Genomic DNA, 25,833 nt, shown 5'->3' on the forward strand with positions numbered 1-25,833 from the left:
CGGGCGGCGCGCGAGCGCCGACGTCCGCGATCGCGGCTTTGCCGTCTGTCCGCAGCGGGAGCTCCCCTGAAGACCGGAGAGCGGAGAGGTTATCGCTGTACCTGCCTGTCTCCCGGCCTGATGGCAAACTCCGACCACCACCTCTGCAGCCACTCCGGATTCACCCGAATGAGGATGTCCACGTACGCAGCGGGCGAGGCCGTGGCTCAGTGAACGGCCGAGACCGCCGGGAGCGGCGGAGTCTCGCACTCCAGATCGGCGGCCCGGCGGCGGGCGAGGAGCGTCACGAGCCCCTTGGCCCCGAGCACGGCGTAGTTGGACACGCAGTTGTTGAAGATCGTGTGGACCCTCTCCGCCTCGCCGGAGATCCGTTCGATGGTCTCCGCCCACGGGTCGAGCTCCGCGGGATCGTAAACGTACCTGAACTTCTCGTCGACGCTGACGGAGGCGTCCCAGGTCTCCGCGCGCCGGCCGTGGAAGCGCACGACGGCGAGGCGCGGATCCGCGACGAGCGCGGTGGGAGGCATGCTGTTCGCCTTGCCCTGCGGCTCGTCGACGATGACGTAGGAGGCGCCGAGGTCTCGCAGGAAGCCCACGACGCGCTCGATCCGGTCGGGCTCGCCCCACGAGCCGTGACGGAGCTCGACGGCGAGCGGCAGCCCCTCCATGCGCTCGCGGCACTCCTCGATGATCCTCACGTTCCCGCGCGTGGCCGTGAACCACGGAGGGAACTGGAAGAGCACGTACCCGAGCTTGCGCGCCGCGCGCAGCGGCTCGACCGCCTGCCGGAAGCGCTCCCAGAGCACGTCTCTGGCCTCGGCCGGCAGGTCGCCCGGGTAGAGGCGCCGCCGATCGAGGAGCGCCGCCGGCAGGGCGCGCTGGAGGTCCGCGGGGAGGCGGGCGGGCTCCACCGGGTGCTGGGTGAGCGGCGCGAACGCCTTCATGTTGAACACGAAGTCGGGCGCCGTCCGCCTGACCCACTGCTCCACCATCGCCTGGCCGGGGAGCGCGTAATAGCTCGAGTTCACCTCGACCACGGGGAACTGCGACGCATAGAACCTGAGCCGCTGCTCCGGGCTCGACGTGCCCTTCGGGTAGAAGCGCTGGCTCTTCGCCAGGGTAGGATCGGTCCACCCGGCGGTCCCGGCGAGGACGTTGTCGAGGCGGGCGGGCACAGGCGCGCACGCCGCGAGCGCGGTGGCGCGCGCGAGCCGCTCGTCGTGCTGGGGTGGAGTCTCCTCCGAGGGCGACCGCGGCGGGTCGCGCAGGGCTGCTTCGTGCATATCGAGAGCACCATAAGGCCGTTCTCCGGCGACGGAAGCGCTGTCCAGGGGTGCGGAGCCTGATCATCAACACATCTCGTGCAGCGCGGCTCTCCCGCCCTGCGCGACCGCTCACGCTCGCTCGCCGCGCGCGGCACATTCCGTTCAACATCAGATATTTCTCGCATGCTCCGGGGTCGCTCCGGGCGTCACGGGCAGTCGCTGGCCCCCTGTCTGTGGCCCGCGTTCGCAGCGGAGCAGCGATGGAGCGCGCCGCGCGCTTCGCAGACGGCCGCCCGCGCGGGCGTACGGGGCCGCCGCTGGGCCGGAGCGCCAACGTGCCGTGCCGCTGTCGCTGCGGCGGCGCGTCCCGCGGCTGCCGCCGGCGGCGCGCCGGAGCCGGCCGCCGGCTCAGGCCGGCCGCGCCGGGGGCGGTCGTTCGCGGCGCTCCGCGCCTGCCGGCGCCTGGCGTGCGCGCTTCGGTCCCCCCTCGGCCGGGACTTGGCCTATGCTGCGTCGCTGCCCGGACCGAAGGGCATTTCGTACCCCACCTCGCCGCGCCTCGAGGCGAGGTGCTCGTCGAAGCGGAAGCGCGCAGCACGTCGAAAGGGCACAGGTCGATGCAGAAGAAGATGAAGTCTCTCTTGGAGAAGGTCGCGGCGGCGAAGCAGGAGATCGCCGACGCGGAGGGCAACCTCGAGCAGGCGCTCGGGGCGATACAGGTCGCGCCGCGCGCGGACAAGATGGCGGTCAGCGAGGTCGTCCAGGAGGCGTTCACCAAGCTGCGGGCCGCGAGGACGAACCTCACCGAGCTGGAGGGGATCGTCCTGGCCGACGACGACTGAGCCGAGCGGAAGCGGAGAGACAGCGCGGAAGCGCCGGCCTCGCTGCAATGCGCGCTCGGCGCTGGCGGGCGCGGATCGCCCCGCGCGCTCGTGCGCTCCTCTCCGCCGGAAGCGCCCCCGGACAGGCGCGCTCGCGACCGCCGGCCATGCAGCGCGACAGCCCGTGATTGGCTGTCCCCGGCTGATGTCACACCGACGCAGACGCTCTTCCGTTACGCCCGCTCGCCACGGATCGACGCCATCCTGGAGTGGCCAGATTGTGCATGCGCCGGGCCATCGACTGCGCTATACTGAATAAGGGCAGGGGCTTGGTGCATTCCTGCGTGACAGAGGTGGTAGATGTATTCAGCGAATCGTCGCAGGAATATCGAGCGGGAGGAGCGCGTGCTCCAACGCGGGAAGCGGGAACAGGCGGCCGGCAAGCTCCTTCAGAAGGTCCCGGAGCTGACGAGCTTGAACCTGGAGATCCGCGAGACCCGGTCCAACGGGCTGGCGAACGACACGCAGTACATCCGTCGTGTCGTCGTCGAGCACGCGCATGCGCTGTTCGAGATGCCGTGCTCGTACTCTTCCTGCGACAACGGCGGCTACGACGTCACGCGGGAGATCCTGAACGCCCTCAGCTCACGCGCGGCGCGGTTCGAGGGTGAATGCGCCTGCCGGGGGAGCTGTGGCAGCGAGTTCTGCTCCAGGGTCCTCCGTTACGTCGCCACGGCCACGTACCGGACGAACGCCGAGGCCGGGGCCTAGAACGAGCGCTCATCGTCCGAGGCGTGCCTCGGGCGGTGAGGCACGCTGGACTCACGCCGCGAGCAGCTCGGGCTGCCGGGGGCGAACGAGCTCACCAGCAACAAGCTGAATCACCGTGATGCCACGGGCGGGCTCGACCTGGAGCTACGGCCGGGCGGCGATGCGCCCGACGCAGCGCGAGCATGGCCCCGGGACAGGGTGGCCGGCGCGGCGCGCTCGCTCCGCCACGTCGGCGCGCTCGCTCCGCCACGTCGGCGCGCTCGCTCCGCCACGTCGGCGCGCTCGCTCCGCCACGTCGGCGCGCTCGCTCCGCCACGCCGCGGGCGACGCTGTTCAGGACCCGGTCCGGGTCGCTGCACGACGTGGCTGGGGGCTCAGGGCGTCTCGGGCTCGATGTGCCGGCGCCACTCGTTCCGTGCGCTGGCGTAAGCGGTCCGGGCCGCGAGCTCGCGCTCCACGCCGGTGATCGCGGGCATCTTGCGGTGAAGCATCTCGCCGGTGATGGCGATCTCTACCTGGGTTCGCGCTTCGCGCAGCGTGCCGGGCCATCCGCCTGCGGCGGGGCGGCCTTCTCGATGAAGGTCCTGACGCCAGCGCCTGGCCCACGCCTGGCCCAGCGTGGTCGCGCTCTGCTCGATGAACCGCTGTCGGGCAGTCGTCTGCGCCGAGCTGTCCTGCTCGGCTGCTGGTCCGGACGGGGCGCTCTCGGCGCCCTGGCTTGGCGCTTCGCGTTTCACTCTACGACCGGAGGCTGAGGCCCCGGGACGATCCCCGCGATGTCCGGATCCTCTCCCGGTGAGCCGTTTTCGCCGGGGCCCTTTTCCCTGCGGCGCGCGACGCGGTTCGCGTCCTTCTCGCGCTGCTTCTCTTGCCGGGCGCGTTCTTTTTGCCGCTTCAATGCTCCCTGCTTCTGCATGCGGAACCAGGCCTTTCGGCGCCGTCGGGCGCGTTCTTCAGCGCCTTGCGGCGCGTTCTGACAGCGCGGGCGCGGCGGCGCACGAACGCCGCCGCGCCGCGCCCGTGATCAGTAACGGTCGCCGCCGCCACGGCCGCCGCGGCCACCGCCGCCGCCGCCGTAACCGCCCCGGCCACCGCCGCCACCGCCGCCACCGCCGTAGCCACCGCCACCACCGCCGCCGAAGCCACCACCACCGCCGCCGCCGCCGAAGCCGCCGCGCGCCGGGCGCTCCTGCGCCTCGTTGACCTTGAGCGCGCGGCCGTCGAGAACCGAGCCGTTCAGCTGCGCGATCGCGCTGTTCGCGGCCTGGGCAGAGCCCATGGTCACGAACGCGAAGCCGCGGGGCTGCCCGGTCTCGCGGTCGGTCGGCATCGCGATCTCACGAACCTCGCCGGCTGCGGCGAACGCGGACTCGAGGGTCTCGCGGGTGGTGCTGAACGAAAGGTTTCCAACGTAGAGGCGATTTCCCATGCCAACCTGCTCTTTTCTACGGCTTTCTGTTGCGCCATGAGGCGCTCTCGGCCTGCCATCCGACGAAGCCGTAGCGGGATCGAACGGAGACGTGCCGCGCGGAACCCCCGCGCGGTCACACGGTGCGTCGTCCAGTCGTCCGAGCGAGCTGCAGTCTCCCTCGCGAGAGAGGGAAGAGGGAAAGCGTCGTGTCGAGGGCCAGGGACGTTCGTGAGGATGAGCATCCTAGCCCGACGTGACGTTTTCCGCAAGCGGGCCGTTCCGTCTTCGTCCGCCTTCGTCGCGGAGGCCGTTGTCGAGCACGTCAAGCGCGCGAAGTCCCCGACGAGCTCGTGAGCGCCATCGCTTCGTCCCGGGCGATCTGAGCTGTATCCGGGGCTGGATCCGAGCTGATCGGCGGAAAAGGGGGCCAGCCGCGACCGCGGCGGGTACGATGCGCGACAGCTCGCCGATCCCGGGTGCGTCGCGCGGAGCGCAAGGCTGGCGTGCGCGGCGCGCGCCGCGCGTGTCGGCGTCACGAGGACGCTGCCTCTCCCATCGCGCGAGAGCGTCGTCGCCGGGCCCGGCGCGCGCGGCGACGGCGCGGCGCGGGCCGCGCGCCAGCTGGCTCGCGCGCGGCCATGTCGCGCCTGAGCCGGCGTGGACGAGGTCCCGCGCCTCGGGCAAGATGAATGGGTATGGATATGGCGGCTCGAGATGAGGTGTTGAAGCGCTGGCGCGCGCGCGGCTTCCACGGCGGGCTGTGGACCGATCCGCCCGGCCGCGTGTGGAAGGACTATGTTCACGGCGACGACGAGCTGTTGATGGTCCTCGAAGGCGAGCTCGAGCTGGAGCTCGCCGGCGAGACGATCGTTCCCCGCGTCGGCGAGGAGATCGAGATCCGGGCTGGCGTGGTGCACACCGTGCGCAACCGCGGGGCGACGACGGCCCGCTGGCTGTATGCCTACGGGCGACTCGGCTGATCGCCCGCGCTCGCGCTGGCGCCCGCTGCGGCGACGTCGCCGTGCGGCCCGGGCTGGGCCGCGGCGGCGCCGGCCTCGGCGGGGGAGGTGCGGCTCGCGAGCCAGAGCCAGAGGACGAGGGCGCCGAGCGCGATGCGGTACCAGCCGAACGGCGCGATGCCGTAGCGCTTGAGGTAGCGCAGGAAGACGGCGATCACGAGCAGGGCGACCGCGAACGAGACGGCGAGGCCGACGGCGAGGGCCGTGGCGCCGCCGGGCGCCTCGAGGAGGGTGCGGCCGTTCTTGGCGAGGTCGAAGACCGTCGCGGCGCCGAGCGTCGGGATGGCGAGGAGGAACGAGAACTCGGCGGCGGCGGCGGTGCTGAGGCCCGAGAGCTGGCCGCCGACGATGGTGGTCATCGAGCGCGACGCCCCTGGCCAGAGCGCGAAGCACTGGGCGAAGCCGATCGCGAGGGCGCGCTGGAGCGTGACGTCCTCGACGCGCGGCGCGCCCTGGTCCGGCCGGCGCCGGCGCGCGGACTCGACGCCGATCATCAGGAAGCCACCGGCGATGAGGGCGACCGCGACGGGCCCTGGCCCGAAGAGGTATGCCTTGATGGCCTTGTGGAAGAGCAGGCCGACCAGCGCCGCGGGGAGGAAGCCGATCGCGATCGCGAGCGCGAGGCGGAGGCTGTCCGGATCGCGCCGGAGGATGCCGCGCACGGTGACGGTGAGGCGCTCGCGGAAATAGACGACCACGGCGAGGACCGCGCCGAGCTGGATCACGATATCGAGCGTCTTCGCCGCCTCGCTCTGGTGGCCGAGCCACGCGCCGAGCAGGATGAGGTGACCGGTGGACGAGACGGGGAGGAACTCGGTCAGGCCCTCGAGGACCCCGAGCAGGACGGCGTCGAACCAGAACATTGCGCGCAGTCTATCCGCACATGGGCGGCGGGGGATCGAGAGCGTGCGCCGGATCGAGCGGCGTGGCGGGGCCGCGGCGCGGCGGGGGCGGCGCGATGGCAGGGTGTGCGGTGGACGCCCGCGCGATGGCGGACGGAGGTCGGCCGCCCTGGCGTGACAGAACGGCCGCGTGGCTGAGGATCCTGAGTACGTGCGGGCGCCGCTGCGTGATGCAGGCGGATGGTGGCTCGGATCTCCTGTCGACCCGGGTCGACAGGAGCAGCCTTCACGCTTGACATTTCCCGGTCGCCTTGGAATCCCTTTCCCACTTCTTTCGACGCTCCGCGCCAACCACGACGGCCGGCCCGTTTGGCCCCGGTGAGCACCTCGTGGTAACTCTGCGACTCGGCTAGGACCAGCCTTGCTGAGGCTACCGTTCCGATGAAAATCACCTTCTCGAATCTGGGAACGATCCGGCGGACGACGCTGGATCTTGCGCCGCTCACGGTGATCATCGGGCCCAACAACTCGGGGAAGACCTACGTAGCCTACGCGACGTATGGGCTGTTTCAGGATGGGGAAGAGCTGGCGTTTGCTCATGTCCGCGATCTACGTGTCGTCGTCCGAGGGGACGCCTTGCAGATCCCCATCGACAAGCACCTCGAAAGCTTCGTCGCTCGCATCCTCCGTGCACACTCCGAAGAGCTCGGTGGGCGGCTCGATACATTCTTCCAGGACTCCAGCGGCAAGCTCTTCTCGAATACCAGGCTCAGGTTGGACATCGAGTCGGCCGAGTTGCGGGCTGCCGTCGAAAGCAATCTCAAACGATTGCCTTACCCGGGTCAGTTCTCGGTCAAGAGCAGCGCTGTGTTCATCAAGATGGACGGCAGTGACCGAGCAGCAGTCGGGGTTTACTCGTCGGCCTTCATACACAATCTGATCCGCGAGCTCTTTCCAAAGCCCCTCCTGCTGCCCGCTGAGCGCAACGCGTTCATCATCACCTACAAGATGCTCGCGAACCGCCGCTACAAGCTCCTCAAGGACGCGCAGCGGGAGATCTTCGCGAAGCGCAGCGTCACCAAGCGCCAGCTCGACCTGCTCCGCGAGCAAGGAGAGGTCCGCTACCCGAGGCCTGTCGAGGATTTCCTCGACTTCCTCACCGACGTCGAGCTCTCCGCGGGCCCGCTCCCGCGCGGCAAGAGCGCGTTCCACGCGCTCGCCGATGCGATCGAGCAGAAGATCCAGCGCGGGAACAGGACGCGCTTCAAGCCAACGCGCCTCGGCGGCCAGGAGATCAAGGTCGACGTGAAGCGCGGCCTAAGCATCGACCTCTACAACGCGTCCTCGTCGATCAAGCAGCTCGCGCCGCTCTTGCTCTACCTCCGCTTCCGCGCCGCACCGAACGATTTCCTCATCATCGACGAGCCCGAGATGGGGCTGCACCCGGAGTCCCAGGCCCGCCTCCTCGAGGCGCTCGCCATCCTCGTCAACCTGGGCGTGCGCGTCCTCGTCACCACGCACAGCCCGTACATCATGGCGCACCTCAATAACCTGGTGCACGGCGACGTCGAGCACCCGCGCAGGCTCAAGGCCCAGGCCCCGGTGCTCTACCTCGGCGACGAGCGGGCGTTCCTGCCCATGAGCAAGATCAGCGCCTACGAGATGCAGGGCGGCGAGCTCCGCTCGCTCAAGGATCCCGACTACGGCGTCCGCTGGGACACGCTGAGCGACGTCTCCGTCGAGCTCCAGCAGAAGTTCTTCGCGATCGACGGGAAGGGCAGCAGGGCCAGTGGCGAAGAAGAGTAGGACGCCGCGCGACCTCCTCGCGGCCAAGAAGGACGAGCTCAACTGGACCCTGTTCCACTTCCTCGAGAACCTGCTCGTATTCTGCGCCATGGGGACGCGCAGCGTCCCGCCCGAGAGCGGCGTACAGTTCCAGATCAGCTCGAAGATCAAGAGCGACGGGATCTGCTTGCTCTTCAAGGTCGATCGCAAGCGCGATCCGCTGATGCCGGCGGCCGGCGTCAAGCCGGACTACCTGACGGTCCACGTCACGGCCGAGCGCTGCCTCTGCACCATCATCGAGATGAAAGGGCGCGACGAGAAGAACCTCGAGCACGGCGTCGACCAGATCAAGGCGCTTCGCGACCGGCTCCACGATGAGGTGAGAGAACACCTGCCCACGGCCTGCAAGATCAAGTTCCAGGGTATACTGCTGGCTCCGCACAACGCGCAGCTTCCGCTGCCGAGGCTCGCGAAAGAAGCGAAGGCCGGCCTCACGATCCTGCCCATCCGGTACACGCACAAGGCCGAGCTCTACCCTTACGTCCGCAAGCTCAACGCGATCGCGGAGCAGTACGAGCACATGATGCTCCCGCGGGATAGAGACGAGCTCAATCCGATCGAGGCGCTGCTCGCGCGGTGCGCGCTCCCCGTCCGTATCGATGATCCCTTTCGCGCCAGGCACGTGCGTCCCCGTCAAGGCCGCTCGGGCATCTACCTGAACTACGTGCGTCCCAGCGGCCCGGCCGATGAGTACGGGGTGCTCGTGGCGAACAGCGACCGTGCTGTCGTCGCTGCGCCCGCACCGGCGAGCAGCTTCGTCGAAGAGATCCGCGCGGCGCTCGGCCGGCTGAGGCTCGGCTGGGCCGAGCGGGTCGAGTTCACCACCTTCGCCGCGTCCGCGCCGCGGTGAGGTTCGAAGTCGTCCGGCACAGACCAGCTCGCGCCGCTCGGCGCCCGACCTACCAGAGCCGCCGTGCGATCCGGCGGGCGAGCGCCTCTCTGGCGAGCTGTAGCCGTCGGGCGGCCGTGGCCGGAGCGAGGCCGTGAGCCCTGGCGTGGGCGATTACGGTGCGGGGGCCTGCCGCGGCGAGGAGAAGCTCGCGATGGGGGGCGGGCAGCTCGACGAACAGGCGTAGCGCGGCGCGGGCCAGGAGCCGGCCATCCGGGTCGACGCTGCCCTCGTCGACCAGCACGCGCGGGTCGTCGATCGGAACCTCGCGGCGGACGTGGGCGCGCCCCAGGTGATGGCCCGCCTGCCGCCACGTGATGCCCTGCAGCCACGCATGGAGCGCGCGGCGCGGGTCGGCCCGCGGATCGGGGCGGTACCTGCCGGACTGGATGGCTTTCCAGGCGGCAACGAGCACGATCTGGAGCAGATCCTCGCGATCGCGCGCGGGGACGCCGCACGCGATGAGCCTGGCCACGATGAGGCGCTGCTCCGCCACGAGGACGCCGACGGATGGGAAGGCCGCCGCCCGCAGCGGCGTAGGCGGCGACGGAGAGGGCGGCGCGCCGCGCTTCAGATGGCTCACCAGGCTCTCCGGTGCGTCGAGCCTCGTCCGTCCCGCGGGCCGCCAGGCGAGCTGTTGCTGTCATGGGAGGTGGGTTTTCTGGCGGGAGATCGGAGCCCACCGAGCTCACGTCGTGCAGTGAGCCAGCGCTGCTTCTGAGAGGGCGCGTCCATGCGCGCGAGTTCCCCGATGCGCCCGCGATTCGCTGCGAGATCGATCGGACGCGCTCGGTTTCATGCCCATGATGCCCCGCGAAGCTCGCGCTGATGTGGCGAGAGATCGAGCGCGAACGCTGGCTGAAGAGCTCGGAGCGGGAGAGAGCTCAAACCGCCAAGGACGCCGAGGACGCCGAGGACGCCAAGGAGGGGAGATGAGGAGATGATATCCATGGTGCCTTGACTGCCCCCTCTTCCAGTCGATCCGGCCGACTCGCTCTTCCGGTCATTTCAGAGGGGATGAAGGGCGCCGGTCTTCACGGGGGGCTGTCCAATGCGTCCTCGATGACGGACAGGTACGCGCTGCCTGGGAAAGCCTCGCGGAACCGGGCGGCTCGCGCTGCGGCCTCGGCGCGCCGGCCGGTCTGGACGAGGGCCTGGATCGCCAGGGTCTCGCGTTGCTGGGCTCTCGGGCTGCGCGGGTAGCTCCGCGCGTGGCGCTCGAGCGCATCGAGCGCCTCGGGCGCCTTCCCCGCTCCGAGCGCGGCGATGGCGCGCTGGAGCACGGTCAAATCCGTGTCCAGCGGCGGGACGGTCGCCTTCCCGCTGGTCACGGCAGCAGGCGGTGCCGGCGCCGCAACGACCCATGACGGAGCCGCCGGGACGCCAGTGAGCTCGACCGTCGTGCCCGAGCCGACGGGGGCGGTCGCCAGCGTGTCGCCGCGGGCGAGGGCGATCTCAGGTGGATCGGCGCGAGGCGAGGCGGCGTAGACCGCGCCAGCGCCAGCGCCGGCACCGGCCAGGAACAACGCCGCGCCTGCCGCGACGAGCTTCGCCCGCGCGACCTCGATGCCCGCCCGCGCGAGGCCCGCCGGGGCGCCGCTGGCCGCCCACCCTGGGATCGACTCTGCGCCGTCGTGGAGGGGGAAGTCGGCCCGCGCAGCCTGGCTGGCCCGGGCGATCCCCTGGCCGTCCCCGGGGGCGAGCAGCGCCTGGAGACGCGCCCACAGCAGCTCGCCGACGTCTTCCGGGACGGCGAGCCGAGCGTCCCCGAGATCGAGCAGCAGCGGCCCGTGGGCCAGGGCGAGCGGCGCCAGCGCGAAGCGAGCACCGCACACGCCGAGCGCATCGCGGTCGCTCGCGCTCAGCCGCTTGACCGCGGCCGCGAACTCCTTGCGGGCGCGCCGCAGCCGATCCCACGCGGTGTTCTCCGAGATCTGGAGCGCCTCGGCGATGGCGCGCATGTCGAGGCCCTCGAGCTCGTACAGGATGAACACGACGCGCCTGTCGCTCTCCAGGCGCTGGACGAGCTCCCGGACGATCCGCTGCGTCTCCGCCCGCGCGAACAGCGCCTCCGGGTCGCACCCCGGGTCGACGACGTCGATGCGGTCGGCCTCGGAGCGCGCGAGCAGCTCGCGCCGGTTCCGGGCGAGCCGCTGGTGCCGCAGGGCGAGGTGCGACGCGATGCTCGCCACCCATGCCTTCATGGGGAGGCGGGGATCGTAGTCATCGAAGCGGCGGTGGACGACCAGGAACACCTCCTGGGCGACGTCGCGGAGGTTCCGCGCCGGGACGCCCATCCGCCAGAGCACCCGGAGGACGTACTGGAGCAGGCTCTTGTAGACGTCCTCGAAGGAAGGCCGCGGCGGCGCTGCCGGGGGTTCAGGGGCGGCGTCCTGGGCGGGGACCGGCGTCAGCCGGCGAGGTCGTGACTCCCTCATCAGTACTTATTCCGGCGAGATGGGCCGGGTTGTGGCGAAATCGTCCGCTGGGCAGAAAAAAGAAGCCGGAAGGGCGGGGCTCGGGCGATGGCCGTCCCGCCGGACGCCTGAGCTCGGCGACGCGTGCTTGCTGGGGGCGACGGCGGAAGATCGCACGCGGCTCACGTGGACGTGCGGCGCGCTGATGGCCCCGCTTCGCTTCCGACGAGCTTCCACACGCGCCCGCGTTGCGCGTATTGCTCTGGGCCTCATCGTTCCGTTGTAAAATCGACCTGACGCGCGGCCAACCGGGGACCCAGGAGACCCTTCCCGGCGAGATCGCGCGCCGTGGGTGTCGGCCGGCGCCGGCGAGGGCGGGACATGGCCCTGTCGGGGAGCAAGCCTGAGAAAAATCGATCGGGTTCCGCAATGCTATGAGATCAGTTCCTCGTAGGCAGAGGTCTTGTCACGAGGGTCGCCTCGTGGTCTCCTGGCACGCGTGATCGAGCCGTGTGGTCCCTGCCGACGTGGCCGCGCGAGCGAGAGCGAGAGCGAGATGGGACGATGCGACTGACTCGGTGCACGAAGCGCGCGGTCATGGCAGCATGGGGCGCCGCGGTGCTTGGCCTGGGGGCCTGGCTGGCGGGGTGCGATGCCGGGATCGCCTATATTGACGATGTAGGCATATCGGTCTGTGACGATCCAACCCTTCCAGATGCCACGGACCCGGGCGGTCCCTGTTATGATGCCGGTACCGACGCGGGCACGTGCGTGGACGCAGGCGAGGACTGCGCCGACGCCGGCATCGACAGCGCCGTCGCTCCCGGATTCGACGCCACCCTGCCGGAGACCTGCGCGGGGCAGTGCGTGCCGAGGGAACCGCTCGGCTGGTCCGAGCCGGCACTGCTCTGGATCGGCCCGCCGGACCGAGCGCCCGACTGCCCCGCCGCCGCGCCCAGCGTCGGGTACGAGGGCCATGGCGATTTCACGGCGGCGACGCCGCCCGCGTGCCCGACCTGCCTGTGCGACCCGCCGGACGCCTCGTGCGAGCTGCCGGCCACGTGGAACATCTACGCAAGCTTTCCCTGCGATGTACCCGGCGCGACCGAGACCTCGTTCGCGGCACCGGACGGATGGGACGGCGCATGCACGTCGACGAACGCGCTCGCGGCCGGACACGTGTGCGATGGCGGCTTGTGCGCGCAGTCGCTCGAGATCGCGGCACCGCACGTGCTCCCCGGAAGCTGCGCGTCGAGGAGCGCAGAGGCGCCCGAAGTGCAGCAAGAGCCCAGGACCGGCGGAAGCTTCGCCACCCTTGCGCGGGCGTGCACCGGCACCGTGATCGCGCAGTGCGCCGATCCGGGGATGACCTGCACGCCGGTTTCACCAACCGGCGACGACGCGCCCCCTGACGAGTTCCTGACCTGCATCCACCACGAAGGAGATCAGAACTGCCCGGCAACCTACCCGGCTCGGCACGTCTTCTACGCAGGCGCCGACGATACGCGCAGCTGCGCTCCCTGTGGCTGCGCCGAGCCCAGCGGAGCGACGTGCAGTATTCTGGCATCCGCGTTCAGCGACGGCGCGTGCTCGCAGTTCGTTGTCGGCGTCGTGGTGAGCTCCGAGGCCCCTTTCTGCGGCGCCATCTCCCCCGGTACGGCGCTCGGGAGCAAATCCGCGGGCGTCGTCCACCTCGATCCGGGCACATGTACGCCGACCGGCGGCGAGCCGACAGGTGACGTCGCGCTGCTCGGCGCCACGACGTTCTGCTGCCTCCCCGAAATGCCGGTGCCTGCCTGAAGCAGATCGACGCAGCTCCTCACGAGCCACCGTGACCAGCTTAAATCGGTACATTTCCTGCCTCGGAACGCCACGCGAGCCGAGCAGCCAGGACGTGCCGGGCGCGTGCAGCCCGTCTCATTCTTATTCCGGCGAGCGCGCTCGAATCACCACGAGAGCGTGCTTGCTTCAGAAAGAAGCCACAAGACGGACGACCCCGGTCCCGGATATTGGAGGCGTGGACCACAGCACGCGGCCCGGAGTGGCAAGGCCCGGCGGGATGACATGGATCACGACATCGCCCGCAAGCTGCCCGGCAAGATGGGTGGAGAACGGCACCTCCACGCCACCGCGTAGCCCGAGCCCCGCGTATGGCAGCATTACCTCCCCCACGACGTTGACCATGCCGAAGTGCCGCACGCGGCCTGCCGTGACCAGGCCACAGCCGAAGAACCAGGCTGCATGTCCGCAAGGGACAACCGAGCCGCCGAGCCAGGACACCCCGAAGATCCTGCCTCGATACGGCGCGGCGGCGACCGGCAGGTGCCAACCTCCCTCGAGCGAGAGCGAGAACGCCTCCCATCGGGCCCCCACGGACCCCGAGAACCCGACCGCCGGGGCAGGCGCGATGCCCTCGGCGATCAGCGCCCCAAGGCCGACCTGAAACCGCGGCCAGGCCAGCGAGGGGCCCGGGCGCGCCACGGGCCGTGCCGGAGCGCCGGGCTGGCACGGCGGCGCCGGGACCGGGGCCGGCGCGCGCGGCGAGGGCTCTGACGCCGGCGGTGAGGCTGCCTCCAGTGGCGCCGGCTCTGGCGATGGCGGGACCCCCGGCGCCGGCTCCCTCGCGGATCGCGCCGGGCGCAGCACGATGGCGAGGGCGGTGCCGACATCCGCCACGAGCGCCCCGCAGGCCGTGCTCGCGAGCTCCTGGCCGCCGAGGCGCCGGCCGTCGCTGTCGTACAGCGCGATCTCCCCCAGGAAGCGGCGCCCCTGGCGCACGAGGACCACGTCGACCAGCCGGCCGCCGCCTTCCACGAAGGGGTCGGTCCCGCCGAGCTGCGCGGCGACGACGTCCCGGAGCGCCTGCTCCTCGGGGCACCCCTCCGCGCCCGGGCCGCGCGTATAGGACAGCCGCACGCCGCCCGGCGGAGCCTGGCCGAGGGCCGGCGGCGCGGCCAGCACCAGGGACACGGCAAGACTGCACCCGAGGACGTTCAGACGTGGATGGCGCAAGGGACTCCGCTCGAGCGTGAGGCACCGGATGCAGGGCCAAAACCAACGGGCCACGACCGGATGCGACCGGCTCCGAGTGGAATTACGGAGCACGACCGGTACCCGACAATGCATTTTTCCGCGTCGGCACGATCCGCTAGGCCCGCCCTGCCAGGCGCTGGAACCCTCGAGGCGTGCAGAACGGATCGATGACCCCTTCCGGGAAGCCCACCGGCCTTTCCAGCAGGTCGACGACCTCTGAAAAGAACCCGATCGGTCTGCACCCGCACGACGGCGACCCGTTGCGGGAAGCCCGGGGACATCTCCGGGCAGGCCGGCGACTCGTCCGCGAACCCCCGGAGCCTCGCCCGCGGGTCGCCGGCCCGTCCGGGAACCCTCCAGGCATCCCCCACCAGGTCGTCGACCCGTCCGGAATGCCCGGAAGGCTCCCGGACAGGGCTCGCCGCGCCACGCCCTCCCCTGCCCGCAACGGCAAGGAGCCTCCGTCCGTCAGGGAGGCAGGTGAACAGGAGCGAAAAACTTCAATGCCACTCCTCCCCTCACCCCTCCTCGCGTGTGCCTCCCATGCTCCGCCGCTCGCGTCGCATCGATGCTCTCGAGCGCCGCTGTGGCGCCGAGAGCACATTGACGACGACAGGAGCCCTGGACTCGGGACACCTGCGTTCATAGGGTGGCACGATGGACCAAACGTTCGATGCTTCCGTGTATGTTCGCGCCCCGATCATCAACATCGCCAACGGCGTGACCCTCGCCAACGCGCTGGTCGCAGCCTGTCCGGAGACGGCGCCGGAGAACGTCGCCAAGGCGTGCACGAAGCTGAAGGCCGCCGCGGAGGCAGGCCAGAAGGCGCTCACCGCGCGCCGCCGGGAGAACGGCGCCCTGTCCGAGGAGGACGTGCGGGTGCTCGACCGGGAGGCCGACGCGAGCTTCGGAGCGCTGCGCATGCGCCTCATCGCCTACTCGATGCTGCCCGCCGAGCGCTTTCCGAGGGCGCGGCGCGCGGAGGAGCTGGTCAAGGAGCTCTTCGGCGATGATGGCCTGTCGTTCCTCACCACCGAGTACTCCGCGCAGAACACGGTGATGGCCTCCATCGTGGAGCACATCCAGGAAGCCGCGCTCCAGCCGGAGATCGACGCGCTCGCCGGACCCGAGTTCCTCGAGCAGATCGGCAATGTCCTGCCGCGCTACGACGTGATGGTGAGAGACAGGCTGCAGAAGGAGGCCGCCGCGACATCGAACCTCGCCACCGTCGTGCGCGCCATCCAGTCCGCCATCGTGAGCTATGCGACCAAGGTGGCCGGCATGGTCGACGAGGACGAACCCGCGACGATCGAGGCCGTCCGGAGGGCTCTCCGCCCGCTCGACGCGCACCGCGAGACCGGCGCGCGCCGGACGCAAGGCGCCGCCAAGGGCGAGGCGACGAGCGGCGCGCCGGCCTCCCCTGCCGCGCCAGCCTCCCCGGCCTCCCCGGCCGCCCCGCAGGCCGGGCCTGGAGCCACCCCGCAGGCGACCGGGGCTGGAGCCCCTGGCGGTGGAGAGCTGAGCGCGCCGGTCTGAGATGCAGGCCAGTTCCAGCGGGGCGAGCCGTGCATCCAGCGCCAGACCGCCCATGAAACACAAAACGCGCTCGCGGGCGCCACGCCCGCCGGGTACACCCTGCGCGCCTGGCGCCCGCGAGCTGCGGGCCTGACTACGGGACGAGCCTCCGGCTCAGCTCATCACCATGTTCGCATGATCGCCATTCGCCCGCGCGAGCACCGACGCCTTGATCCAGGACCGCACCATCTCGAGGTGGCGCGCCTCGGCGGCGCGCGCGTCCATGAACTGCGCCGTGATCTGCTGGTCGTTGAGGCCCTGGGACATCTCGATGAGCACGTCCCATGCATCGTTGTCGGTGAGCTCGGCGATCAGCATCGCCTCCAGCGCGTCGGCCAGGTTGGTCCTCGGATCCGTCACGACCTTGATCAGGCCGCACGAGGCGACCCCGTGGACGTCGGCCAGCGGCGTCTCGGCCGTGGGATCCGCGCCCAGCTTCCGGACCACCGAGGCGACGAGGAGGAAGTGCTCCGCCTCGTCCCGGTAGATCTGCTCGATCTCCTCGCGCGTGGGGCCGCCCTCGAACGAGCCGAGCGCGTCGAACTTCGCGAGCACCCCTTTCCATAGCCGGCTCCCCGCCCGCTCGAAGGCGAGGCGCTCGCCCAGCTTGTCGAGCAGGACGAGCGGCGCCTCGCCCTTCAGCGCCTGGAGCGCCGTCTTCACGGCCCCCTTGAGCGTGCCGGGCGGGGGCATCGTCCCGACCCGCTCCTCCTGCCGCGCGTAGTGGGCGAGGACGCTGGCGATGGCCGAAGCGTCGCCCGCGCTGCTCGGCGGCATGATCGTCGCGCCCACGACGACCTCCTTCGAGTCCATCGGCGACATGTCCATCCCGGTGCGGTTCATCCCCGCTGTCGTCTCGGTCTTCATGCTGACCTCATCTTGTAAACCTTCGCGCCGTTGCCGTTCGCTTCGTTGCCCTGAGGCGCCTGGAGCGCGAGCTCCGTGCCGGGGACCCAGACGTACCCCGCCGCGACCGTCTCGGAAGGCGAGCCGGCCATGTTGAGCCGCTCGCGGTAGGCGAGCGTCTGCGGCGATTCAGGCACCTGGCGCGGATCCACGATGTTCTTGCCGACGGCGCGCAGGTGCACCTCGCTCTGCAGCACGCGGCGGACGAACTCGCGGTGGCTCCTGAACTCGATGGGATCGGGCAGCTCCTTCGGCAGGATCTCCGCGGCGTCGCGCTTCTCGATCGTCTCGAAGAGGCGGCGCACGTGCTGAAGCTGCCCGAGCTCGTAGTCGACGAACCGCTCCCAGATCGCCTTGATCCGGGCGTTCGACTCGGACTGCGCACAGCTGTAGTAGTTGTAGACCTCGGTCGCCTCGTGCAGGAGCCACTTCTCGAGCCAGCTCTCGTTGGGATCGATGATCGACTCGTACTGCGTGACGTGCTGCTCCTCGATGGAGGCGATCTCGGCGTAGAGCTGCCGCGCCATCGGGTCGGCGAAGGTCGGCCCGACGTTCATGTAGTAGTCGTGCGTCTGGTGCTCGGACGCCATGATCGTGAGCGCGTTCAGCTTGGTCAGCGGCGCCGCCGTCCTCCGATCATAGGGGGCCCGCAGGTCGTCGTCGGGGTGGCGGTGCTCCACGCTCGTCGGCCTGCCCGGACAGATGTCCGTGTAGCACTGCAGGATGTTGTTCGAGTCCTTGCCATGCACCCGGTCCATCAGCGCCGAGTACCGGTACAGGTGGTCGAAGTCCTCGAGCATCCCGAACCGGTAGATCTGGGCCATGTACTCGTCGGGCTCGTTCATCGCGACCGACGCGGTGACCTCGATCGCCACCTGCTCGAAGCCGATGGTGGTCTCGAGCACGGACAGATCGCCCGGCAGGAGCCAGTTCACCATCGTCTGCTGGTGCTGCTCGACCCGGCGGATGAGGGCCAGCTCCCGCTGGAGCGCGCCGTTCATGCGAGCACAAGCATGAGAGAAGCGCACGGCCTCGGACTCGATGCCGTTCATCAAGATGATCCGGACGCGGGTGAAGGCGTCATCGTTCAGCTTGCTCGACGGGATGCTGACCAGCTCCCGCCAATCGAACTGCTGCTTGTCTAGCGGTGTGCCCCGCTCGTTCAACAAATCAAGTGCCACCTTGACCTCCAATCTCCGGGGTATCTGCAAGAGGCGCTCCACGGAAGGCGCCGGTCCTGTCCACGACAGCCGAGAGCCACGATGAGGCACTCGGCCACAGCTGTCGCAAGATCGCCTGCGCGCTACTTACCTCCATCGCTCATGAGGCGCGCGTAGCACGTGTTGATGAAATCCGAGATCGCCGCAGCGCCGAGCAGGAACGAGGCTCCGCGCGTGAGGCGCGGAGACGCGAAGTAGCCGATGGTCAACGCCAGCGACGCCCACATGGCGGCGCACCGAGGACACGTGAGGAGCTCCCCGAGGGCGCGCGTCATCCCCTCGCCGCGCGGCTCTTCGTGCGTGCCGCCCGAGGGGTCCTGCTCCACATCGGTGAACGGCGCGCGCACGGCGCGGGCCACCTTGTCGCGCGTGATGAGCCGGCTCAGGCGGTTCGTGGCGAGCCCGAGGAGCGCCGCGTCACGCAGGGGGATGCGTGACGGCACGGGTCGCCCGGCACGCGCCAGGAGCGCGAAGGCGCCAGCCGACAGGCCCAGATAAGCACCCATCAGCTTGACGTAGTGGGCGAGAGGCTCGTCTTCATGGCCCTGCCCCAGCAGCGAATCGAAGCTCAGCATGGCGCCGCAACACGCAACCTGCGTGCCCCGCGGGCTCGGCGGAGCCTCGATGACGAACTGACGGGCTCGACTGGGCCGAGGCGACTGGCGGGCTCAACAGAGCTGGTGATCGCGCGGCAACGGATGAGGCGCCCGCGCGCAACGGGCTCTGCGGTATCCAGGGTGCGGCGGGCGAGGTGTGCTGTCGAAGAGCGGATGAGGGACCCACGTCCCGGTCGAGCGGCTCAGGCGCCGCTCGTGCCCTTCTCTTCCCACCACTGCGCCATGCGCGTCTGCATCTCCTCCACCGAGACGTCCTCGATGACGGCCGACAGGACCCACTGGTGGCCGAACGGGTCCTCGACCCTGCCCTCGCGCCGGCCGTAGAACTGGTCGTCGATGGGATAGATGATCTTGGCGCCCGCCTCGATGGCGCGCGCGGCGACGGCGTCGGGGTCCTCGACGTTGAGCGTGAGGACGATGGGCGAGCCGCCGAGCGCCCTCGGGCCGCGCGCGTTCCACTGGGGGGCCTCGTCCGCGACGCTGATGACCGAGTCGCCGATGATGAGCTCGGCACAGACGATGTTGCCGCCCAGCTTCGGGTCGGCGAGGCGCAGCTTCTCGGTCGCGCCGAACGCCTTCTTGTAAAAAGCGATGGCGTCCGACGCGCCGGCGACGACGAGGTGAGGCATGACGGCGTGGTAGGGGGGCGGGGCGATGGGGTGCGGTCGCTTGGTCATGGGCGGAACATGGCCGCGCGGCCGGAGTGGGTATTGTAAAAACGTGCCGGCCGGCTCAGCCTTCGAGCCGGACGTGGTTCCGCTCGCGGCGCCGCGCGACGTACTCGGTCGGGGTCAGGCCCGCGAAGGCGCGGAAGTCGTGGATGAAGTGCGCCTGGTCGTAGTAGCCGCACGCGGCCGCGACGCCCGCCCACGAGATGCGCTCGCCGCGCTCGATCGCCGAGATCACCTGCTGGAAGCGCCGCACGCGGCAGTAGCGCTTCGGGGTGAGGCCGACCTGCTCGGTGAAGCTGCGGATGAACCGCTTCGCGCTCATCCCGAGCTGCCCCGTCACGTCGGCCACGGTGCAGGCGCGGGACGGGTCGGCGAACGCGGCGAGGGCGAAGTCGACCGCGGGGTCGCGCGCGGGCGGCGCGCGCGGGCGGAGGAGCCGCGCGGCGAGGGCGGACTCGAGCGCGCGGAGCCTCGCCTCGGGGGCCTTCGCCTCGAGGACGCGCTCGCGGACGAGGTCGGCGTCGCGGCCCCAGATCGCCTCGAGCGAGACGTGGGCGCCGCCGAGCGCCTCGACGTCCGGGCCGAAGAACGGGAACGCGCCGCCCGGGGTGAACTCGGCGCCGATGATCTCCCGCTGCTCGGCCGTGTCGATCGTGATGTGCTCGGCGTGGGCGCCGCAGACGGCGATGCCGCGGAGGCGGTGGCAGCGCGCGAGCGAGGGGGCGCCGCCGGCAGCGGCGACGCCGGCGGGGTCGTCGTACCAGCGCAGCTCGTCCTCGGCGATGTTGATGAGGAGGTTCACCGCGCCGCTGGGGAGCACGCGCTCGAGCACATGGGGGAGCTCGGGGGTGGCGTAGTACCAGAGCTGGCTGACGAAGCGGGCGAGAGGGGGTGGCGGGGTGTGGATGACGAAGCGCATGGGGCGGCCCGGGGAGACAGCATGCCACGGGCGGAGGACGAGCGGGCGCCCGCCGCCTCAGCGGACGCCGTCGATCCAGGCCGCGATGATCTCTCGGTCGCTCTCGGAGAACTCGATCCCTGGCGGCGGCATGTCGCGCTCGGCGACCACGCGCTGGCGGATGGCCGTCCTGCGCGACACCCATGCTGCGTACGTCGACAGATCGATCCCCGCAGGCCCGCCCGGCAGGTGGCACAGGCTGCACGACGCCTCGGCGATCGGCCGGATCTGCGCCTCCCAGCTCTCGGCGTCCTCGCCCTGCGACGCGTCCGCCGAGAAGCGCAGGAGCTCGCCGCCGGCAATGGCCCAGACATCGCCCGTGCTCGCCGCGATGAGCCGGGCATCGAGCGCGAGCCCGATCCCCTCCGTGCGGACCACCGCGTCGCGCTCCAGAAGGCCGAGCTCCGACCCGATGCCCAGCCACACACGGCTGCCGGACGCCGCGAGGCCGTGGATCGCCGGGCCGCCCTCCTCCGCCTCGTACACGAGCGCGAGCGCGCCGTCGTCGTTTTCCCGGTACACCGAGGTCGAGGTCGCGGCGACCAGCCTGCCCTCCGGGTCGAACGCCACGTGCGCGGCCCCGGGGAGGGCGAACGTCGTGATCTCCTCGGCGGCCAGATCGAAGGCCTGGACGGCGTCGGCGCCCGCCAGGGCGATGCGCCCGTCGTCGCCAGCGGTCAGGCTGGTGAACGGGCGCGTCGCGTAGTGCGTCACCAGCTCGCCGTCCGCGATCGCCACGCCCTCCTCGAGCCCGAACACCGCCTTCCCGCCGCTCGTCGCCACGGCCGTCACCACGTCGTGCTCGAGCCCGTAGCGCGCCGAGATGCTCTCGACCGGAGCCCGCGGCCGGATCCGGAACACGCCGCCTTCGCCGTCGATCCCCACCGTCCAGCCGCCGCTCGTGCGATCGGCCGCGGGGACCACCCCGCAAGCGCGCCAGTCGACCTTCGTCGGGTCCGTGCTCGCGACCTCGCCGTGCTCGAGCACCACGGCGCCCTTGCTCCCGAGCACGACGACCGTCTCGCCGCCGTCGACCACGCTCGCGACCTTCCCCACGTCCGCGTCACCCCGGCTCCAGGCGACCGGATACACGGCGAGCACCTCGTCGGGCTGCGGTGGATCGGCGTCCGGCGAGCCGGCGTCCGGCGGCTCGGCGTCCTCCGGGCCGGCGTCCGGCGGCTCGGCGTCCGGCGGCTCGGCGTCCTCCGGGCCGGCGTCCGGCGGCTCGGTGTCCTCCGGGCCGGTCTCCTGCGGGTCCTGCTGCTCCGGCGTGGGCGTGCCCTCCCCGCCCCCGCCGCACGAGAGCGGGAGCAGCGCCCCCACGATCAGCCAGAAGCGGCGCGCCCTCATGTGGCCAGGAGCTCCGGCATGATCTCCCCGTCGCGCAGGTACTTGCCCGGCTCGATGCCGAAGGCGCCGAGGAAGGTAGCGAGCACGTCGGCGGGGCTGATCGGCCGCTCGCCGTCCGAGAACGACCGCGTCACGACGGGCAGGAGCTGCTCCTCGTCGCTCCGGCCCAGCGCGAAGTTGCCCCTGAACCTCGGTGAGAGGATGAGCGCCGAGTTGTTCGGGTAATGATCGCGCCCGCCCGCGGGGTTCATCATCGGCCCACGGCAGAACTCGCTGATCACGAGGATGTGCGTGTGATCCGAGAGCCGCTCGCCGTCGAGCGTCGGGTGGGGCGAGGCGTCGAGCACCTGCACGAGCGTCGCGATCATGTCGAACGCCTCCTGCAGCATCAGCGCGTGGTTCTGGTAATTGCCTGTGTGCGTGTCGAAGCCCTGCAGCCCGAAGCTCGCGCACCGCACCACGTCGCGCTTCATCGCCTCGACCGCGAACGCCGCGCTCACCGCCTCGTCCCCGTGGAACCTGCCGCCGTAGTCGAAGCTCGGCTGCGCTACCTTGAGCTCGCTCGCCGTGAACACGTCGCGGATGCCGCTCGAGAGGACCTTGCGCAGCGACTCGTAGTGCAGGGCCATGCCCTCGTAGACCTCGGGGTAATACGAGATGTCCGCCAGGTCCCTGGCCTCCTGGATGAGGAGCTGCGAGATCTGATCGCGGTCCTCGGCGCGGTCGTAGCGGGTCGTCCTCGTGAGCGACTTGCCGATGGCGCCGATCGAGTCGACGAGCACCGGCATGGCGCGGCGATCGAGGTTGCTCCCGACGAACCACGACGGGAAGCGCGCCGAGACCAGCGGGAAGAGCTCCGCGAGGCCGAGCTCGTTCGCGAGGATCGTGTCGATGCTCGGCGACACAGCGCGGCTGCCGACGAGGTGCTGCCCCGTCGCCGAGAACACGGTGCCGTCGGGGTGGCTGACCGTGTTCATGGCAATGCCGTTGATGATGCACATCCGGTCATAGAGGTCCGCGAGCTTGCCGATCGCCGGACCGAAGACGAGGTTGCTGCCCGAGGGCCGGACGAGCTCGAAGGTGGACGTGCCCGGCTCGAGCGGCCTGTCGACCCAGCGGGTCAGCCCGTCGGTCCTCAGGCTCTCCGTGCTCGGCGGGTCCACGAGGCCCCGGCGCTCGTTGCGCGGATCGGACCAGAGGAGCACGTCCCAGCCGCCCGTGATGTCGATGAAGATGAAGTATTCGTGCTCCCCGTCGGGCGGCGCGGCGAGCGCGCGGAGCACCGGAACCCCGGCGGCCCCGAGCGCCGCGGCGCCGCTCAGCGCCTTGAGGAACGTCCTGCGGTTCGAGCAGCATCTCATGGTCGGCTCCTCAGTAGACGATGAACTCCGGATGGCGGACGAGGCCGTAACAGACCACCGCCCAGCCTGCCTGTTGCGGGGTGAAGCGCGACGTCGGCGCCCCGGGGGCGGCGTGCCGCCGCACCACGTCGCGGAAGACCGCGCGGAAGCGGCCAGCACGCTCGGTCGGGGCCAGGGCCGCCGGATACCCGAGGAACGTCCGGTGCAGGACGTCGAAGCGCGCGGCGAACTCCGCGTCGGTCGGATCCGCGGGCGTCATGTCGAAGGCGAACACGCGGCGCGCCGCGATCGACGGCGGCGGCGGGCTGCTCCGGAGCTCGATCTCGGCCTTGCGCGCGCAGAGCGCGATGCCGAGGCGCTCGAAGGTCCCCATCATCAGCGTGTTCGTGTTCGTCTGGCGGTTGACGTCGAGCTTGTGGTCGGGGAAGCCGAGCGGGCTCATGTAATCGGCCCACCGATCGAACACGATGCCCGCGTCCGCGCCGCGCGCGAGCGCCTCGACCTGGAGGGGCGTGAGGTCGTCGCCGAAGAGCTTCACGTAGGTCTGCAGGTACACCTCCTGCGGGACGAGCCGCGGCCCCTCCTTCGGCGTGTCGTCCTGCGGATCGGCGTGGCCCGGGATCGCCGGCGCCGGCACGCCCACGATCGGCGGCGGCGGCGGCGTGGTCGGCGACGGCGTGGTCGGCGGCGTGGTCGGCGACGGCGGTGTCGGCGGCGTGGTCGATGTCGTCGGCGTGGTCGGCGTGGTCGGCGTCGTGGTCGGCGCGGGCGGCTCCGTCGCGGCGGCCTCCGGCGGCTCCTTGCTGGAGCACCCTGCTGCGGGCGCTGCGATCACGGCGAGCGCCATGGCCGCGAGGGCCGCGAGATATCGAGACGAGCGGGTCATCGCGAGCCTCCATTGCGCCAGACGGCCGACGAGAGGTTGTTGGCGTCCTCGTACGCCGCGGCGCGCACGAGCTCGCGCACGAGCGGCTTCATCCGGTAGCTGCCGCCCACGAACGCCTCCTCGGCCTGCTCGAGGAGCTCGGCGTCGTCGCCGGTGAGGGCCCGGCCGAGGAACGACGAGACGACCTTCTCCGCGACGCAGGGGGCGAACCGCTCGGAGGCCACGATCTGCCGCGCGAGCCCCGCCGGCCCCTCGTCGGCGTGCTCGTGCGAGCCGTAGGCGCCGCGCAGGCTGGCCGAGGTAGCGCCGGTGAACGCCGGATCGTAGAAATTATCGCACTCCTTCTGGGCTGTGCCGCCGGCGGGCGCGCTGCACTGGGTGCTCTCGAGGGGGAAGCTCGAGCCGGGCAGGAAGGTCCAGTCACTCTCGACGACGCGCGAGAAGTAGGCCGCGAGCGGCTCGAGCGAGACGTGGCAGCCCGAGCACCCGGGCCGGATCATCAGGTTCGACTCGTTCGACGGCGGCAGGCGCGTCTCGGTCGAGACGAACTCGCTGCAGAGAAAGACGTTGTAGAGCACGTGCGCGCGGCCGCGGCGCGAGCCGTACTTCGTGAGGAAGATCGGCATGGTGAGCAGGCCCGAGGCGAAGGGGCCGCGGTCCTCGACCTTCACCCAGGCGGTCGTGTCGTGGGGCAGGAGGTCCCTCGGCGCCCGGCTCGGCTCGAAGAGCGAGACCGGGTTCACGTAGCCGAAGCGCTGGCCGCTCACATAATCGGCGCTGCCGAACTCGCCGCCGCAGCACGTCGAGGGAGCGATCCACTGGTAGAACTGCGAGAGCGGGCCGTTCACATAGGTGTACTTGGCCGTGAGGACCTCGCGGAAGTCGCGGTCCTCGGCGACGATGCGCTCGAGGAACTGCACGGCCTCCTGACCCCACCAGAAGCGCGACCAGGCGCCGGTGAACTCCGGGTCCACGACGGTCGGCCGCTCGGCGCCGATCGGCGCGCTGAGCGGCATGGCGAACCCGCGCCGCTCGAGGTTCGGGCCCGCGGTAGGCACGCAGCGCTCGAGGCCGGGGCCGCAGCCGCACTCGCGCGCGAGCGTGACCGAGGTGCCGCTCAGGCAATCGATCGGCGCGTTCGGGTGCGCCCGCGCATAGTCGGTATCATAAGGCAGCGGGAGGAGCCGATCGTAGGGCGGCGGCGTCCCGATCGCCTGGGGCCTGCGGCCGGTGATGAACACGGTGCCTGCCGTCGCGGTCTGCGCCTCCTCCTTGCAGACGCGCACGGCCTGGACCTGCGTGGTGCCGTCCGGCTCGCGGAGCAGCTCGTCGGCCGGCGTGAAGTTCGGGTAGCGCGAGGCCCAGGTCGCCGGGTCGTAGCGATCGCGCGGATCGGCCGTGCGGTAGTCGCGGTAGAGCCACCAGGGCTTCACGAGGACGGTGTTCCGATCGAGCGCCTCCTGCGACACGGGGATCGGCGTGCCGACGCCGGCCGCGTACTTGGGGAACTGCAGCCCGGTCTCGGCCTTGGTGAAGCAGAAATCGCCGTCGGTCTCCGGGCGCTCGCGCCGCTGGAGCAGGCGAAAGTAGACGTACATCGGCCTGCCGTCGGGGCCGAGGATCTCGTGGCGGCGCAGCATCGACGCCTTCGGCACGAACTGGAACGACGGGCCGACGTCGAGGCGCATGAGGTCCATGTAGATGCGCCGGATGCGCTCGGCGTACGCCGGCTGGGCCAGGCGATCGTCGATCCACGCGTCGACGTCGAACGCGGGCGACTCGAACGCGGCGATCTCGTCGCGGGTCGGCATCCTGCCCTGGAGATCGATGGATAGCGCCCTGAAATACCGGTAGTCGCCGAGGCCCGGCGCCGCGTCGGCGCGGGACCCGAGCAGCGCCAGCGGGAGCAAGAGAGCCGCGATTCTTCCAGCTCGTCGCATGGATGCCTCCTACGTGACCTGAACAAAGCGGAGAGA

23 protein-coding genes are annotated in these 25,833 nt (G+C 70.8%); 7 read left to right on the forward strand and 16 right to left on the reverse strand.

Annotation, left to right across the window (positions count from 1 at the left end):
- Positions 1-206: 206 nt before the first annotated feature.
- Positions 207-1,283, reverse strand: a complete 1,077-nt coding sequence (locus WME89_RS37680) for a DUF72 domain-containing protein (protein WP_438004435.1) — start codon at positions 1,281-1,283, stop codon at positions 207-209.
- Between the two features lie 611 nt (positions 1,284-1,894).
- Between WME89_RS37680 and WME89_RS37685 the strand changes: the two genes are divergently transcribed.
- Together WME89_RS37685 and WME89_RS37690 are read left to right on the forward strand one after the other, a co-directional pair.
- Positions 1,895-2,107 carry a hypothetical protein gene (locus tag WME89_RS37685; protein ID WP_438004436.1) on the forward strand — a complete coding sequence of 71 codons (213 nt, stop codon included), beginning with the start codon at positions 1,895-1,897 and terminating at the stop codon, positions 2,105-2,107.
- A gap of 384 nt (positions 2,108-2,491) precedes the next feature.
- Positions 2,492-2,857, forward strand: coding sequence for a hypothetical protein (locus tag WME89_RS37690; RefSeq protein WP_438004437.1), 366 nt, complete (start codon positions 2,492-2,494; stop codon positions 2,855-2,857).
- A gap of 733 nt (positions 2,858-3,590) precedes the next feature.
- Here the strand turns inward: WME89_RS37690 and WME89_RS37695 are convergent.
- Positions 3,591-3,773 (reverse strand): hypothetical protein, encoded by a 183-nt coding sequence (locus WME89_RS37695; protein ID WP_437619520.1) that lies wholly within the window; start codon positions 3,771-3,773, stop codon positions 3,591-3,593.
- A gap of 108 nt (positions 3,774-3,881) precedes the next feature.
- A complete protein-coding gene (locus WME89_RS37700) occupies positions 3,882-4,286 on the reverse strand; it encodes an RNA recognition motif domain-containing protein (protein WP_438004438.1) in 405 nt (134 codons plus the stop codon).
- A gap of 683 nt (positions 4,287-4,969) precedes the next feature.
- Between WME89_RS37700 and WME89_RS37705 the strand changes: the two genes are divergently transcribed.
- A complete protein-coding gene (locus WME89_RS37705; protein ID WP_438004439.1) occupies positions 4,970-5,248 on the forward strand; it encodes a cupin domain-containing protein in 279 nt (92 codons plus the stop codon).
- Here the strand turns inward: WME89_RS37705 and WME89_RS37710 are convergent.
- Positions 5,230-6,150 (reverse strand): undecaprenyl-diphosphate phosphatase, encoded by a 921-nt coding sequence (locus WME89_RS37710; RefSeq protein ID WP_438004440.1) that lies wholly within the window; start codon positions 6,148-6,150, stop codon positions 5,230-5,232. The two genes, WME89_RS37705 and WME89_RS37710, sit on opposite strands and share 19 nt — an antisense overlap.
- Before the next feature lie 420 nt (positions 6,151-6,570).
- On the opposite strand from WME89_RS37710, the gene WME89_RS37715 reads away from it, so the two are divergent.
- Both WME89_RS37715 and WME89_RS37720 read left to right on the forward strand, forming a co-directional pair.
- Entirely contained in the window at positions 6,571-7,935 is a 1,365-nt protein-coding gene (locus tag WME89_RS37715) for an AAA family ATPase (protein WP_438004441.1), read from the forward strand.
- Entirely contained in the window at positions 7,919-8,824 is a 906-nt protein-coding gene (locus tag WME89_RS37720) for a hypothetical protein (RefSeq protein WP_438004442.1), read from the forward strand. The genes WME89_RS37715 and WME89_RS37720 overlap by 17 nt, the downstream gene beginning before the upstream one ends.
- Before the next feature lie 49 nt (positions 8,825-8,873).
- Here the strand turns inward: WME89_RS37720 and WME89_RS37725 are convergent, their stop codons facing one another.
- Positions 8,874-9,446, reverse strand: coding sequence for an RNA polymerase sigma factor (locus WME89_RS37725; protein ID WP_438004443.1), 573 nt, complete (start codon positions 9,444-9,446; stop codon positions 8,874-8,876).
- A 451-nt stretch (positions 9,447-9,897) separates the two neighbouring features.
- Positions 9,898-11,301, reverse strand: coding sequence for an RNA polymerase sigma factor (locus WME89_RS37730; RefSeq protein WP_438004444.1), 1,404 nt, complete (start codon positions 11,299-11,301; stop codon positions 9,898-9,900).
- 750 nt (positions 11,302-12,051) lie between these two features.
- Between WME89_RS37730 and WME89_RS37735 the strand changes: the two genes are divergently transcribed.
- Positions 12,052-13,080, forward strand: coding sequence for a hypothetical protein (locus tag WME89_RS37735; protein WP_438004445.1), 1,029 nt, complete (start codon positions 12,052-12,054; stop codon positions 13,078-13,080).
- A gap of 168 nt (positions 13,081-13,248) precedes the next feature.
- On the opposite strand, the gene WME89_RS37740 is transcribed toward WME89_RS37735, so the two are convergent.
- A complete protein-coding gene (locus tag WME89_RS37740) occupies positions 13,249-14,250 on the reverse strand; it encodes a hypothetical protein (RefSeq protein ID WP_438004446.1) in 1,002 nt (333 codons plus the stop codon).
- Positions 14,251-14,970: 720 nt separating this feature from the next.
- Between WME89_RS37740 and WME89_RS37745 the strand changes: the two genes are divergently transcribed.
- On the forward strand, positions 14,971-15,849 hold the full coding sequence (locus WME89_RS37745; protein WP_438004447.1) for a hypothetical protein: 879 nt from the start codon (positions 14,971-14,973) through the stop codon (positions 15,847-15,849).
- A 153-nt stretch (positions 15,850-16,002) separates the two neighbouring features.
- Here WME89_RS37745 and WME89_RS37750 read toward each other — a convergent pair whose 3' ends face one another.
- The 9 genes from WME89_RS37750 to WME89_RS37790 all read right to left on the reverse strand — a co-directional run bounded on the left by WME89_RS37750 (position 16,003) and on the right by WME89_RS37790 (position 25,797).
- The gene (locus WME89_RS37750) at positions 16,003-16,755 is read right to left on the reverse strand and encodes a ferritin-like domain-containing protein (RefSeq protein WP_438004448.1); all 753 of its coding nucleotides are present in this window, start codon (positions 16,753-16,755) and stop codon (positions 16,003-16,005) included.
- Positions 16,752-17,975, reverse strand: a complete 1,224-nt coding sequence (locus WME89_RS37755) for a hypothetical protein (protein ID WP_438004449.1) — start codon at positions 17,973-17,975, stop codon at positions 16,752-16,754. The genes WME89_RS37750 and WME89_RS37755 overlap by 4 nt, the downstream gene beginning before the upstream one ends.
- 122 nt (positions 17,976-18,097) lie before the next feature.
- The gene (locus WME89_RS37760) at positions 18,098-18,589 is read right to left on the reverse strand and encodes a DUF1360 domain-containing protein (protein WP_438004450.1); all 492 of its coding nucleotides are present in this window, start codon (positions 18,587-18,589) and stop codon (positions 18,098-18,100) included.
- Positions 18,590-18,813: 224 nt separating this feature from the next.
- Positions 18,814-19,308 (reverse strand): VOC family protein, encoded by a 495-nt coding sequence (locus WME89_RS37765; RefSeq protein ID WP_438004451.1) that lies wholly within the window; start codon positions 19,306-19,308, stop codon positions 18,814-18,816.
- Between the two features lie 55 nt (positions 19,309-19,363).
- On the reverse strand, positions 19,364-20,221 hold the full coding sequence (locus WME89_RS37770) for a helix-turn-helix domain-containing protein (protein ID WP_438004452.1): 858 nt from the start codon (positions 20,219-20,221) through the stop codon (positions 19,364-19,366).
- 57 nt (positions 20,222-20,278) lie between these two features.
- A complete protein-coding gene (locus WME89_RS37775; RefSeq protein WP_438004453.1) occupies positions 20,279-21,610 on the reverse strand; it encodes a c-type cytochrome in 1,332 nt (443 codons plus the stop codon).
- Positions 21,607-22,971: a DUF1501 domain-containing protein gene (locus tag WME89_RS37780; RefSeq protein ID WP_438004454.1), complete on the reverse strand. Its 1,365-nt coding sequence runs from the start codon at positions 22,969-22,971 to the stop codon at positions 21,607-21,609. The genes WME89_RS37775 and WME89_RS37780 overlap by 4 nt, the downstream gene beginning before the upstream one ends.
- Before the next feature lie 10 nt (positions 22,972-22,981).
- Positions 22,982-23,857: a hypothetical protein gene (locus WME89_RS37785; RefSeq protein ID WP_438004455.1), complete on the reverse strand. Its 876-nt coding sequence runs from the start codon at positions 23,855-23,857 to the stop codon at positions 22,982-22,984.
- The gene (locus tag WME89_RS37790; protein WP_438004456.1) at positions 23,854-25,797 is read right to left on the reverse strand and encodes a DUF1585 domain-containing protein; all 1,944 of its coding nucleotides are present in this window, start codon (positions 25,795-25,797) and stop codon (positions 23,854-23,856) included. Before WME89_RS37790 ends, WME89_RS37785 begins: the two co-directional genes overlap by 4 nt.
- Positions 25,798-25,833 lie beyond the last annotated feature (36 nt).

The organism is Sorangium sp. So ce321 (assembly GCF_051530195.1).
Classification (GTDB): domain Bacteria; phylum Myxococcota_A; class Polyangia; order Polyangiales; family Polyangiaceae; genus Sorangium.

Bases quoted from the DNA above. Each gene is read 5' to 3' on its own strand.
- WME89_RS37710 (WP_438004440.1), bottom strand. From the start codon at position 6,150: ATGTTCTGGTTCGACGCCGTCCTGCTCGGGGTCCTCGAGGGCCTGACC.
- WME89_RS37765 (WP_438004451.1), bottom strand. From the start codon at position 19,308: ATGACCAAGCGACCGCACCCCATCGCCCCGCCCCCCTACCACGCCGTC.
- WME89_RS37750 (WP_438004448.1), bottom strand. From the start codon at position 16,755: ATGAAGACCGAGACGACAGCGGGGATGAACCGCACCGGGATGGACATG.
- WME89_RS37775 (WP_438004453.1), bottom strand. From the start codon at position 21,610: ATGAGGGCGCGCCGCTTCTGGCTGATCGTGGGGGCGCTGCTCCCGCTC.
- WME89_RS37700 (WP_438004438.1), bottom strand. From the start codon at position 4,286: ATGGGAAATCGCCTCTACGTTGGAAACCTTTCGTTCAGCACCACCCGC.
- WME89_RS37760 (WP_438004450.1), bottom strand. From the start codon at position 18,589: ATGCTGAGCTTCGATTCGCTGCTGGGGCAGGGCCATGAAGACGAGCCT.
- WME89_RS37780 (WP_438004454.1), bottom strand. From the start codon at position 22,971: ATGAGATGCTGCTCGAACCGCAGGACGTTCCTCAAGGCGCTGAGCGGC.
- WME89_RS37785 (WP_438004455.1), bottom strand. From the start codon at position 23,857: ATGACCCGCTCGTCTCGATATCTCGCGGCCCTCGCGGCCATGGCGCTC.
- WME89_RS37680 (WP_438004435.1), bottom strand. From the start codon at position 1,283: ATGCACGAAGCAGCCCTGCGCGACCCGCCGCGGTCGCCCTCGGAGGAG.
- WME89_RS37790 (WP_438004456.1), bottom strand. From the start codon at position 25,797: ATGCGACGAGCTGGAAGAATCGCGGCTCTCTTGCTCCCGCTGGCGCTG.
- WME89_RS37685 (WP_438004436.1), top strand. From the start codon at position 1,895: ATGAAGTCTCTCTTGGAGAAGGTCGCGGCGGCGAAGCAGGAGATCGCC.
- WME89_RS37715 (WP_438004441.1), top strand. From the start codon at position 6,571: ATGAAAATCACCTTCTCGAATCTGGGAACGATCCGGCGGACGACGCTG.
- WME89_RS37705 (WP_438004439.1), top strand. From the start codon at position 4,970: ATGGCGGCTCGAGATGAGGTGTTGAAGCGCTGGCGCGCGCGCGGCTTC.
- WME89_RS37745 (WP_438004447.1), top strand. From the start codon at position 14,971: ATGGACCAAACGTTCGATGCTTCCGTGTATGTTCGCGCCCCGATCATC.
- WME89_RS37770 (WP_438004452.1), bottom strand. From the start codon at position 20,221: ATGCGCTTCGTCATCCACACCCCGCCACCCCCTCTCGCCCGCTTCGTC.
- WME89_RS37730 (WP_438004444.1), bottom strand. From the start codon at position 11,301: ATGAGGGAGTCACGACCTCGCCGGCTGACGCCGGTCCCCGCCCAGGAC.
- WME89_RS37695 (WP_437619520.1), bottom strand. From the start codon at position 3,773: ATGCAGAAGCAGGGAGCATTGAAGCGGCAAAAAGAACGCGCCCGGCAA.